Origin of the sequence: Enterobacter cloacae complex sp. 342H5 (assembly GCF_050030905.1) — a bacterium.
GTDB lineage: Bacteria > Pseudomonadota > Gammaproteobacteria > Enterobacterales > Enterobacteriaceae > Enterobacter > Enterobacter intestinihominis.
Genome location: NZ_JBLGVB010000001.1, coordinates 3,897,829 through 3,909,936, shown reverse-complemented (window position 1 = coordinate 3,909,936; position 12,108 = coordinate 3,897,829). Strand labels below are relative to the sequence as shown.

Annotated in this window: 10 protein-coding genes; 5 read left to right on the top strand and 5 right to left on the bottom strand. The window is 55.0% G+C overall.

Going from position 1 to position 12,108, the window contains the following annotated elements; all coding sequences use genetic code 11:
- Positions 1-93 precede the first annotated feature (93 nt).
- Positions 94-783, bottom strand: coding sequence for a B3/B4 domain-containing protein (locus ACQG03_RS18635; protein ID WP_023298680.1), 690 nt, complete (start codon positions 781-783; stop codon positions 94-96).
- A gap of 42 nt (positions 784-825) precedes the next feature.
- Here ACQG03_RS18635 and ACQG03_RS18630 point away from each other — a divergent pair, with 42 nt between their 5' ends.
- A complete protein-coding gene (locus ACQG03_RS18630) occupies positions 826-1,428 on the top strand; it encodes a helix-turn-helix domain-containing protein (protein ID WP_063163515.1) in 603 nt (200 codons plus the stop codon).
- An 86-nt stretch (positions 1,429-1,514) separates the two neighbouring features.
- Here the strand turns inward: ACQG03_RS18630 and ygjG are convergent, their stop codons facing one another.
- On the bottom strand, positions 1,515-2,894 hold the full coding sequence (gene ygjG / locus ACQG03_RS18625) for a putrescine aminotransferase (RefSeq protein WP_063163516.1): 1,380 nt from the start codon (positions 2,892-2,894) through the stop codon (positions 1,515-1,517).
- A 422-nt stretch (positions 2,895-3,316) separates the two neighbouring features.
- Between ygjG and ACQG03_RS18620 the strand changes: the two genes are divergently transcribed.
- Together ACQG03_RS18620 and ACQG03_RS18615 are read left to right on the top strand one after the other, a co-directional pair.
- Positions 3,317-4,837: a methyl-accepting chemotaxis protein gene (locus ACQG03_RS18620; protein WP_063163517.1), complete on the top strand. Its 1,521-nt coding sequence runs from the start codon at positions 3,317-3,319 to the stop codon at positions 4,835-4,837.
- 239 nt (positions 4,838-5,076) lie between these two features.
- Positions 5,077-6,636 (top strand): methyl-accepting chemotaxis protein, encoded by a 1,560-nt coding sequence (locus ACQG03_RS18615; RefSeq protein ID WP_032626345.1) that lies wholly within the window; start codon positions 5,077-5,079, stop codon positions 6,634-6,636.
- Here ACQG03_RS18615 and ACQG03_RS18610 read toward each other — a convergent pair.
- Positions 6,633-7,127: a PadR family transcriptional regulator gene (locus ACQG03_RS18610; RefSeq protein ID WP_017382401.1), complete on the bottom strand. Its 495-nt coding sequence runs from the start codon at positions 7,125-7,127 to the stop codon at positions 6,633-6,635. The genes ACQG03_RS18615 and ACQG03_RS18610 overlap by 4 nt on opposite strands.
- A gap of 145 nt (positions 7,128-7,272) precedes the next feature.
- On the opposite strand from ACQG03_RS18610, the gene ACQG03_RS18605 reads away from it, so the two are divergent.
- Entirely contained in the window at positions 7,273-8,037 is a 765-nt protein-coding gene (locus ACQG03_RS18605; protein ID WP_063163518.1) for a siderophore-interacting protein, read from the top strand.
- Here the strand turns inward: ACQG03_RS18605 and ACQG03_RS18600 are convergent, their stop codons facing one another.
- Both ACQG03_RS18600 and ACQG03_RS18595 read right to left on the bottom strand, forming a co-directional pair.
- The gene (locus ACQG03_RS18600; RefSeq protein WP_038416757.1) at positions 8,038-9,207 is read right to left on the bottom strand and encodes a DNA repair protein; all 1,170 of its coding nucleotides are present in this window, start codon (positions 9,205-9,207) and stop codon (positions 8,038-8,040) included.
- A 144-nt stretch (positions 9,208-9,351) separates the two neighbouring features.
- Positions 9,352-10,269 (bottom strand): hypothetical protein, encoded by a 918-nt coding sequence (locus ACQG03_RS18595; protein WP_063163519.1) that lies wholly within the window; start codon positions 10,267-10,269, stop codon positions 9,352-9,354.
- A gap of 573 nt (positions 10,270-10,842) precedes the next feature.
- Between ACQG03_RS18595 and ACQG03_RS18590 the strand changes: the two genes are divergently transcribed.
- Positions 10,843-11,990, top strand: a protein-coding gene (locus ACQG03_RS18590) for an IS3 family transposase (protein ID WP_426726143.1) whose coding sequence is annotated in 2 segments (ribosomal slippage) — positions 10,843-11,080 and positions 11,080-11,990 — 1,149 coding nt in all. Because the reading frame shifts where the segments join, the coding sequence is not laid out codon by codon here.
- The last annotated feature ends 118 nt before the right edge of the window (positions 11,991-12,108 follow it).

The following is a 12,108-nucleotide window of genomic DNA, read 5'->3' as shown; positions in this document are numbered from 1 at the left end:
GTGTTTGCCCGGTGGCGCTAACGCTTACCGGGCCTACGGGTACGGGGGGGTTGATTTTGTAGGCCGGGTAAGCGAAGCGCCACCCGGCGTTGTTCACGCCAGCTCCAGCAACTGAACACGCGCCGTCGCGCCCGGCATCAGCTTTTGTAGATTGCTCACCAGCTCATCGCCAGCTTCCTGTAATGCCGCCAGCGGCATCGACGGCAGGCTTTCGAGAATAAACCACATGGACTGCGCTTGGCTGTCCAGACGCGTGCGTATCCCCTGTCGCCAGTTCCAGCGGCGGCAGGTGACGCCAAGATCGTCACGCCAGATAACTTCGCCTGGTTCCGGGTTTTCGACTACCGGCTCACCCTCTTTAAAGGTATCAAACGGCTCGCTGCCGTCGGCCAGCGTCAGGCGCGGCGCACCCGCGTAAGCCGCCAGATTTTCTCCCCCCACCGGAATAGCGTAGCGGATGCTGATGGCATTATAGATATCCACCACCGGGTCGAGCGGCGGCAGCGAACCGTCTCTCATCACGCGCTTACGCAGAGCCGAGGCCGAGCAGGGCGTACGTTTGGGTTTTGCACCAAAGGCTTTAAACACCTCATCCCAGGCGGCGAGATGATTTTCTGCCCAGGGCACATCATCATTGAGCATCTGCTGGCAGACCTGCGCCAGCGCGGCGGGAGCAACCTCCGGTTGGGTGATCGGGGCGGCTTCAACCTGAATGCTCAACGCCCGAAAGCCGGGCGCGATCCCGACAAGTCGCGAATCTATTGACGGTGCTACAAGAGACATAAATAATCCTGTATTGACTGTTTTATAACATGGTAGTGACCAATGACTGATAAAGTCAATATAATGACCGACGCGGGCGCCGATGTTGCCCAGGTAAGCCTGGCCGTCGCGAACCGTATCCGCAGCTGGCGGAAAGAGAAAAAACTGTCGCTGGACGAACTTTCTCGCCGCGCCAGCGTCAGCAAAGGCATGCTGGTGGAGATCGAAAAAGGGGCTGCCAACCCCAGCATTGCCATTCTGTGTAAACTGGCCGCCGCGCTTGGCGTTTCGGTGGCAGATATCGTTAATGTCTCCAGCGAGCCGCAGGTACACATTATTCAGGAAGAGGCGATCCCAGTTCTGTGGCAGGGCGCACAGGGCGGTTACGCCAGATTGCTGGCAGGCACCGCAGGCCCGGACATGATTGAGCTGTGGCTGTGGGAGATGCATCCGGGAGAAACGTTCACCTCTCCGGGACATCCGGCGGGAACGTTTGAGCTGCTGCACGTGAACGAAGGCGTATTAACCCTGACGGTGGACGAGACGGTGGCACAGGTTAATGCTGGCGCGTCGGCGGTGGCGAAAACGGAAGCGGCGCACGGCTATGCCAATGAAAGCGATACCGTGCTTCGCTTCACCATGACGGTGGCAGAGTTTCACCGATAAAAAGCAGCCCGGTGGCGCTAACGCTTACCGGGCCGACATCTGCAGTATGTTGTAGGCCGGGTAAGCGTAGCGCCACCCGGCGTTTTTTACGCCTCTTCCACGCTCACCCGCAGCGCCGCCAGCGCCTTACGCGCCGCTTTCAGCACCTGCTCACACTGCTCAATGGTGAGCGTCAACGGTGGCTCAATGCGGATGGTTTTCGAGTTGTTAAGCGTTCCCGCCACCAGTACCCGCTGGCGGAACATCTCGCTTGCGAAGCTATAACCGGTTTCGTTATCAACGAACTCAATCGCCATCAGCATCCCTTTCCCGCGTGCATCCTGTACCAAATCCGGGTATTCCCGGCCCAGCTGACGGAAGCCGTCCAGCAGCATGTCGCCTTTCTGCTCCGCCTGCGCAGGCAGGTTTTGCTCCAGCAGCACGTTGATGGTGGCCAGCGCTGCCGCACAGGCCAGCGGGTTACCGCCAAAGGTGGTGGTATGTAAGAACGGGTTGTCGAATAGCACCGAGAAGACCTCCTCAGTGGCGACCGTTGCGCCAATCGGCATCACGCCGCCGCCGAGCGCTTTCGCCAGGCATAAAATGTCTGGCTGAACGTTCTCATGCTCGCAGGCGAACATCCTGCCGGTACGCCCCATCCCGGTCTGCACTTCGTCGAAGATCAGCAGCGCGCCAAACTCATCGCACAGCTGACGCACGGCGGGCAGATAGCCCTGCGGCGGGAGGATCACGCCTCCTTCGCCCTGAATCGGCTCCAGGATCACCGCCGCCACGTCGTCGCCGGTTTTACGGCATTCACTTAGCATGGTGCGCATGGCGTTGATGTCGCCGAACGGTACGTGGCGGAAGCCCGGCAGCAGCGGCATAAACGGTTTGCGGAAGGTGGATTTGGCGGTCGCCGACAGTGCGCCCAGGGATTTCCCGTGGAACGCGCCGCTGGTGGCGATAAAGGTGAATTTCCCGTGCGGCGACTGGTACGCTTTGGCGAGTTTAATCGCCGCTTCGACCGATTCGGTGCCGCTGTTGCTGAAGAAGCTGTATTTCAGCTTACCGGGCGTTAAGGCTGCCAGCGTTTTCGCGAGCATGGCGCGAAGCGGATCGAGCAGTTCCTGGCTATGGAGAGGTTGTTTCGCAAGTTGATTCTGTACGGCGGAAACCACAACTGGATTACGGTGCCCCACGTTGAAAATACCAAAACCACCCAGGCAATCGATAAACTCCTGTCCCTGGGTGTCGACAAGCGTATTCAGACTCCCCGCTTGCCACTCTACGGCTCCGTAATCCCCGCCGGCGGTAACAGATTTGCGATACTCCAGAAAACCAGGATTCACATGCTCTTTAAAGTAATCAATGACCTCACGGTTAAGTTGTTTCATCTCCTCATGATCAAGCGTTCGCTTTTCAATGAGATTCAGTGCGTGCGCGGTACAGGCAAGAGCCGAGGCGCTGGAAGGTAACCTGTTCAAAATATGCTCCCGGGGATCGCGTATCACATGATACTGAGTTAAGTATTGCAGGGATTACGCCACCTCAGATGCCTTAACAAAAATCGGGATAAACGCCAGGTGAAATCAAAGTTGCACAATATTTAATCATGCCATCGCGCGCCGCACGGGATAAGGGATAACGAGCCGGGGATGGGGTTTCGTCAATTGCACTGCTCCAGGGCAGGAAATGCGCCTTAAGTGTGCGCCGGGGGATCATGCTTTGTAGGTAGTTTCGTGTCGAAAGTATTTTAAATCAATTAATTAGAAAAGCGTACGAAAAGTGCGGTTTAACCGAGATTTGCGATCTCAATCATATTTAACAACTAAAGATAAATTTTTTATCGCCGAAAAAACATAAGCCACAAAATTAACATTCAAATAACCTGCAAGGGATGCTCACTATGTCCTCTCCTGACTATGTCACCCAGAATGAATATCCGCTGGACGATGACACCACGCTTATGTCGACCACCGACCTCCACAGCTACATGACCCACACTAACGACACCTTCGTGCAAGTGAGTGGCTTTACGCTTCAGGAGTTGCTCGGGCAGCCGCACAACATTGTGCGCCACCCGGATATGCCGAAAGCGGCTTTTGCCGACATGTGGTACACGCTGCAAAAGGGCGAGCCCTGGAGCGGGATTGTCAAAAACCGACGTAAAAATGGCGATCACTATTGGGTACGCGCCAATGCGGTACCAATGGTGCGTAACGGTCAGATGACGGGCTATATGTCCATTCGTACCCGCGCCACCGAGGACGAGATCGCCGCGGTGGAGCCGCTTTATAAGGCGCTCAATGAAGGACGTAGCAAAAAACGCATTCATAAAGGGCTGGTGGTGCGCAAAGGCTGGCTCGGCAAATTACCGGCGATGCCGCTGCGCTGGCGCGTGCGTAGCGTAATGGCGGTACTTTTTGCGGTGATGGCTGCAACGCTGGTTGCCAGTGCCGCAGGCTGGGCTTCGCTGGTGGCGGCAGCCGTGGTGATGCTGCTTGGCACCCTGGTGTTTGAGCAACAGATTGTCCGCCCGGTGGAAAACGTCGCAAGGCAGGCGCTCAGGGTCGCTACCGGCGAGCGTAACAGCGTGCAGCATCTTAACCGCAGCGATGAACTGGGGCTGACGCTGCGGGCCGTCGGACAACTGGGGCTGATGTGCCGCTGGCTTATCAACGACGTCTCCAGCCAGGTGGTGAGCGTGCGCGACGGCAGCGACAGGCTGGCGCAGGGTAATGAAGATCTCAACGACCGCACGCGCCAGACCGTGGCTAACGTGCAGCAGACCGTGGCAACAATGAACCAGATGGCGGCGTCGGTGCAGAGTAACTCTGAGACCGCAGCCGAAGTCGACAAGCTGTCGATGGCTGCCAGCAGCGCGGCCACGCAGGGCGGCACCGTGATGCAGACCGTGGTGGAAACCATGGATGACATTGCCGACAGTACCCAGCGCATTGGCTCTATTACCTCGCTTATCAATGACATCGCCTTCCAGACCAATATTCTGGCGCTGAACGCCGCGGTTGAGGCGGCACGCGCGGGCGAACAGGGGAAAGGCTTTGCGGTGGTGGCGGGCGAAGTGCGTCATCTTGCCAGCCGCAGCGCGAACGCGGCTAACGATATTCGCAAGCTGATCGACGCCAGCGCCAGCAAAGTGCAGTCGGGCGCCGATCAGGTCCACGCCGCGGGACGTACCATGGATGATATTGTCGAGCAGGTGAAAAACGTCACGCAGCTTATCGCGCAGATCAGCCACTCCACCTCCGAGCAGGCGACAGGCCTGACAGAGCTGACCCGTGCCGTGGCAGAACTGGACAGCATTACGCAGAAAAATGCTGACCTGGTCGAAGAGAGCGCGCAGATTTCCGCGATGGTTAAGCACCGGGCCGGACGTCTTGAAGATGCGGTTACCGTGCTGCATTAAGAAATGCATGCTTCGATAAAGCCGTTTATTCCTCCGGGGTAAACGGCTTTTTTGTTTTTCAGAATAAGTTATGTTGTTAATGAAATATTAAGTAACTAAAAAAAGTACCCGATTTTTAATTGCTACGCCCCGGATTTATTGAAAGTGGGAAATAAAAAAACGATCAAAGTCATAAAGTTAGCGCGTTTCCTACCGATAACAGCGATCGTCTGAGAAATAATCACATCGATGGGGTAAATATGTTCATACATGACGTAAAGATCGGCACGAAATTATTTCTGGCGTTTGGATTATTTATTGTCCTGATGGTCGTCAGCGCAAGCTTGTCTCTGATGAGCCTGAATCGGGCAAACAATGGAATGCAAACCATTCTTACCAGCGACTATCCAACTACGGTAAAAGCGAACCAGTTAATCGACAACTTCCAGGAATTTATCAGCACGCAGCAGCTCATGCTGCTGGACGAACAGGGAACGTACACGACGCAATCAGAGCAGCGCCTGAAGGCCATCAGCGAGCGCATCACCGCAATCCTGAGCGAGCTGGACAACGCTCTCAAGGATAAAAAATCCCAACAGGTGCTGGCGGACATCCACGGCGTACGCCAGCAATATCTTGACTCGCGATACCGCATTTTGCAGGCCGTGCAGAATAACGACCGTGCGGGCGCGATAAACGAGATGATGACCAACACCCTGGACCTGCAACAGTCTTATAAAGCGAAAGTGCAGGCGCTGATTGCGATCCAGGATCATGAAATGCAGAGTGCGGGCGAGCAGGTGGAAGGCGATTTCCGCACTAATCGTCTGCTGCTGATCCTGATTACGCTTTTCAGCGTCGCGGCAGCCAGCCTGACTGGCTGGTTCATTGTGCGATCCATTACCCGCCCGCTGAACGACGCGGTAAATTTTGCGGAGGCCATCGCCGATGGCGATCTCACCGGCAGCATTACCTCGCACGGTAAAGATGAAACCGGACTGCTCCTCACCGCATTGATGGAGATGAAAACGCGCCTGCTGGAGATTGTGCAGCAGGTGCAAACCGGATCGGAAAACATCTCCAGCGCCGCCGCACAGATTGTCGCGGGCAACCAGGATCTGGCTGCCCGCACGGAGGAGCAGGCCAGTTCCGTTGAACAGACGGCCGCGTCGATGGAGCAGATTACCGCCACGGTGAAGAACACCGCGTCCCACACCGGAGAAGCGACGAACCTGTCTGCCGATGCGGCTGCCGTGGTCAAAAACAACGGCGAGATGATGAAGCAGGTCACCAGCAAAATGCGCCTGATTAACGAAACATCGAACCGGATGTCCGACATTATCGACCTGATCGACGCCATTGCCTTCCAGACCAACATTCTGGCGCTGAACGCGGCGGTCGAAGCGGCGCGCGCAGGTGAGCATGGTCGCGGCTTTGCGGTGGTGGCGGGTGAGGTACGCCAGCTCGCGCAGAAAAGTGCAACATCTGCGAGTGAGATCCGCCAGCTGATTGAAAGCTCCACAAGCCAGACGCAGGACGGCATGAACCTTGTGGAGAAAGCCAGCGGGCTTATCAACGGCATGGTCGGCAACGTGGAAGAGATGGACGTCATCCTGCGTGAAATTCGCCAGGCCAGCCATGAACAGACGGAAGGTATCTCGCAGATCAACAGCGCGATTGGCCTGATAGACGCCACCACCCAGCAGAACTCCGCGCTGGTGGAGGAGTCCGTTGCGGCGGCGGCATCCCTTAACGAACAGGCGATGCATCTGAAAGAGCTGGTCCGCGTGTTCCGCGTGAGCGACGGCGTGCTGGCTTAATCCAGCTGGGAGATCTCCAGTGCCGCGCGGTCAATCACGCCGATAATCTGTTTTAACTGCGCGTCGCTGAGTTCTCCCTGATTAACCTTCAGATCCAGAACCGCTTTGAAGTTATCCAGCGCCCGCTTCATCTGTGGGTTTTTGCGCAGCTGGAACCCGACGGAGCGCGCCTTGATACGCGTCTGGATCTGCTCCAGCTGTTCCCGATTGTCATCCAGCCATTGCTGCCCGGCGGCGTTAATCGCAATCCGCTTACGGCCGTTCTCTTCTTCGGTAATGGTGATCAGCGCCTGATCCTGCAAGTAATCCAGCGTCGGGTAGATCACGCCAGGGCTTGGCGTGTAATGTCCCTGCGTCAGGTTCTCGATCTCTTTAATCAGCTCATAACCATGGCTCGCGTTGCGGGTCAGGATATCCAGGATCACCAGCCGCAAATCACCATGGCCAAAAAATCGTGGCCGGCGTCCGCCGCCGTCGTGTTCGTGTCGCATGTTTCTTCCTCAATTTGATATATCTAAACTATATCTAAGATATATTCAGATGCAATCTAAAAGATCTTGATTTCTGAGTTAATAGCAATCATTATCATTAAAAATTCATTCCGATATATCGTATTCACCTGAGAAGGGCATCAACATGGCATCTACCCGTTACCCTCAACGTGTCCGCAATGACCTGCATTTTCGTGAGCTGAACGTGCTGCGCACTGAGCGAGTCAGCGCAGGATTTCAGCGCATTGTACTATGCGGCGAGGCGCTGGAGGGCTTTAGCTCTCGCGGCTTTGACGACCATACCAAAGTCTTTTTCCCCGCACCGGGTACCCCTTTCGTGCCGCCTGTGGTGACCGATGAAGGCATCGACTGGGGCGATGGGGTGCGTCCGCAGGCGCGTGACTACACCCCGCTGTACGATGACGAAAAACACGAGCTGGCGCTCGATTTTTTCGTGCATGATGGCGGCATTGCCAGCAACTGGGCGGTAGAGGCGAAGGTGGGCGACAAGCTGACCATCGGCGGTCCGCGTGGTTCGCTGGTGGTGCCGGAAGATTACGCCTGGCAGTTGTACGTGTGCGACGAGTCGGGTATGCCCGCGCTGCGTCGCCGTTTAGAAAGCATCGCAAAACTGCCTGTTCCCCCGGCGATCCACGCCATCGTCACCGTGGGCGATGCGGCGTACCAGGACTATCTGGCGCACCTGAGCGGGTTCAACATCACCTGGGTTATCGGCCACAACGAGCAGGCGGTAGCCGACCATCTTGCAGCGCTGGCCGTGCCGGAAGAGGATTACTTTATCTGGCTGACCGGAGAGGGGAAGGTGGTGAAACGCCTGAGCCGTCAGTTTGAAACCGACGCAATTGACCCACAGCTGGTACGTGCCAGTGCGTACTGGCACGCCAAATAATCAGGCTGCGGGATCCAGCTGCGCTTCGCTCACCTGATGTTCGAGCGAGGCGCATACCTCTCTCAGCGCTTTCTCCTGCTGGGCAAAGTAGGCTTCCATATTGCTGAGCGACGAGACGAGCAGCCAGGACTCTTCCTTCTCCAGCTCTGCCAGCTCGTTCACCAGGATGTCGATTTGCTCACGCACCTGCGCCATTTTTTTGCGAATACGTTCCAGGTCGTTCAGCCTGTCGCTCGCCATCATCGGCTCAAACCCTTGTTGCAGACGGGCGACCAGCGAGCGAATGGCCTTCACGTCGCCGCGCTGTTTGGCCTGGTTGAGTTGCACCATCATCCTGTTGGCTTCCTCTTTTAAATCATCGGCAACCAGATCCGGGTGGCATAGCTTGCTCGCCTGACGCCAGAGCCGCTTCAGCTCGTTCCGATCCTCTTCAGAGAGATCCTTGCCTTTACGCAGGCGCACCTCGGCATCATGATGCTGTTCTCGATACTTTTTGTACTCTTCGTTGGCCTCATCGCGCGCCTGACGTGCTGGCTCTTCTTCACGCGTTAAACCGGTCTCCAGCTCCATCGCTTCGGCCAGTAGGTTGGCAATCAGATTACTTTGCTGCTGAAGATGCTTGCGCGCCTCTGCCGCCTGAACGGAATCCGCAGGCAGATCTCGCCAGCGCCGGGTGAGCGTTGTCAGAACCTCTACGGCCTGCGCCATATAGCCCTGGCAGCGGCGGTAATCCTCTTCCCGACGACGCGTCTCCGCCTGCTGACGACGCAGGTTAAGCTCCGCCAGCGTTTTACGCAGGGCGAGGATCTGCTGCATCAACGGCCCGAGGCGGGAGAAATAGAGATCGTTGAACTCATCAAGCTGCTGTACCCGGGCGTTACGGCGATCAATCAGATCGCGCAAGCGCTCTTCCAGAGCTTTCAGCTCCAGCTTGCTGGCCGCCAGTTGCGGGTCACGCCACGGGGTAACGGCGCGCTGGCTTTGCAGCCAGGCGGTGATAGCGCGAAGGGCTGCGGTGTAATTTTTCTGCTCAAGCGCCGCGACGATGGACAGGAGATTATCGTCAAAGGCTTCCTCTTTGAGACGTTTCAACTGGCTCCGGATGATGTCGTCATCTTCCAGCTCAATGGCATTTTTAATGATTTCTAGCCGTTTGATCGGTGTGCTCATGATGCCTTTCGCTCTGGCGCTTAAGTATTTGAGTTAAGGTTAGTTGTTGTAAAAGCTACTGGAAATAATACACACGGATGATGATCGGCGCGATGGGGGATTTCTTTAGTTTTTAGGGTTTGTGAGGGGAAGCGACAGGCCGGGCTACGTGTGGTGGGCTCCGTATGTGCTTGCTGTATGGCCCGGTATCTTCCGCAAAGGCTTCAACGGCATCTGAACGTCATCCAGTAAATCCTCTGGGATAACGACCGGTGCCCCAGGATCTGCTGGGTGCGCCGTGCCCACGGCTATCAAAATGTGGTTCAGAATGGTGAATGCGAATTTCGGATCCGAAGTTGACACGCTATTAACGAGGGAGAGTACAGCTTGCGGCGTGGCGACATCTGCATTGCTTTCGATAAGCTCAATCACTGCCTCAAAAAGGGTTGCGGCATCAGTGAGGTCTTCAGTAATACCTTCGAGCGTCGAAATGACCCCAGCGAGGCTGGGCGGGTAAGTGATCGTTTCGGGTAAAAGTGCGCTGAGTTCAGAAACGAGCTGATTTATACGCTTTACTGCTGAGCGGTACAGCGTAGCAGAATCGGGCGGGGTAAGCCCACCAGCTTTGCGTACGCATTGCGCATTGAAAGCGTCGATCTGGTACTGTTGTTCAAGCATGAAGGCCTCTGAGAATGAAGATAAGCGGATCGCCGGATGCAACCACAGAACCGCAGGAGACCGGATCGCCCATGCACACAACTCCCATGAGGTTGAGGTGTACCAGGGGTGAGTAGATATAGCGACGCCATCAGGGGAGCTGTTTTTGTCGCTGTGCTTGTCAAATGGCATGCCATTCACCTGCGCAGGTATACCGTTAACTGTAAAGAACGTCTCCCCTGCGACGGCAGGGGGGGGCGGGAAGCCTTCATGGCCTGAACAGATCGCGCCTTGAATTATGATGATGGACATAGTGATGAGATTTGGTGGTTGAGTCAGAAAAGAGGCTAACAAGACTCCACTGGTCAAAGAGCTGGGTGCCAGAAACGAAAAAAGCCACCAAAAGGTGGCTTTCAACGCCTGCATATACAGGTAATTCGATACGCAGGAAGGGTTAGCGGCCCTTCGAAGTAAAACGTAGCTAGCGTTTCACTTTGCGTTATCCCTAGCAATCCAAGTTCACAAGGACAGTCTACCTTTTTGTCACTTCCTATCAAGTATTTTATTCACTTTTTGTAAACTTTAAGTCCTTGATGATGATAGTACATGCTTCAAAAAAGCAGTTGATATAGTGGCATTTTTTGGCACAATGTCACCCGTGAACCGAGTGCTGGATGTGTAGTGTTGGCAATGGGCATTCTCGCCCCTTAGATGCTTTCGAAAGAGAGCCACTAAATTGGCGAGATAGCTCTTGCCTTAGGCCTTTCAGCGGGTTAGCCCCCGCCGGGTATGAAAGCCTTACAACCACGCCGACCCTAGCAATCCAAGTTCACAAATTTTGATTGCACCCATTGTGAACGCCCGGATTAGCTAAAGGAAAAAGGGTGCGGCTCCGCAAGGAGGCATAATGAACGTAAATCTTCGTGATCTACTTCTTGAATCGCCACGGGTTTAACAGACACCTCAGAGTCATTTAAGATGACTTAAAGAGAGGTGCCCATGAGCGGTAAGCGTTATCCTGAAGAGTTTAAAATTGAAGCAGTCAAACAGGTTGTTGATCGTGGTCATTCTGTTTCCAGTGTTGCAACACGTCTCGATATCACCACTCACAGTCTTTACGCCTGGATAAAGAAGTACGGCCCGGATTCTTCCACTCATAATGAACAGTCAGATGCTCAGGCCGAGATCCGCCGTCTTCAGAAAGAGTTGAAGCGGGTTACGGACGAACGGGACATATTAAAAAAAGCCGCGGCGTACTTCGCAAAGCTGTCCGACTGAGGTACGCCTTTATCCGCGACAACAGCCGTTGCTGGCCTGTTCGTTTGCTCTGTCGGGTTCTGGATGTCCATCCGAGTGGATTTTATTTCTGGCTTCAGCAGCCACATTCGCAGCGTCACCAGACAGATCAGATGCTGACCGGGCAAATCAAACAGTTCTGGCTTGAGTCTGGCTGCGTCTATGGTTATCGCAAGATCCATCTCGATCTGCGTGATACCGGACAGCACTGCGGAGTGAACCGGGTCTGGCGGCTGATGAAGCGTGCCGGAATAAAAGCTCAGGTTGGGTACCGTAGCCCACGAGCACGTAAAGGCGAAGCCAGTATCGTGACACCCAACAGGCTCCAGCGGCAGTTCAATCCGGACTCACCGGATGAGCGTTGGGTGACGGACATAACCTACATCCGAACCCACGAAGGCTGGCTGTATCTGGCCGTGGTGGTTGACCTGTTCTCCCGAAAAGTTATCGGCTGGTCAATGCAACCCCGCATGACAAAAGAGATTGTCCTGAACGCATTACTTATGGCGGTGTGGAGGCGTAATCCTCAAAAGCAGGTACTGGTTCACTCTGATCAGGGTAGTCAGTACACGAGCCATGAGTGGCAGTCGTTCCTGAAATCACACGGTCTGGAAGGCAGCATGAGTCGTCGCGGTAACTGCCACGACAACGCGGTTGCGGAAAGCTTTTTCCAGCTACTGAAACGCGAACGGATTAAGAAAAGGATCTACGGAACGAGAGACGAAGCCAGAAGCGATATTTTTGATTATATCGAAATGTTTTATAACAGTAAGCGTCGGCATGGTTCGAGCGAGCAGATGCCACCGGCTGAATATGAAAACCTATATTATCAACGGCTCAGAAGTGTCTAGATTATCCGTGGCGATTCAAGTTGTTGGCGGAGCTCAGTTTTATACTGACTTGGATCTTGTCTAAAAAGATCAATGGCAAATTTGCCTCCACTTGGTAAACCATACCCAATTTCTGCTC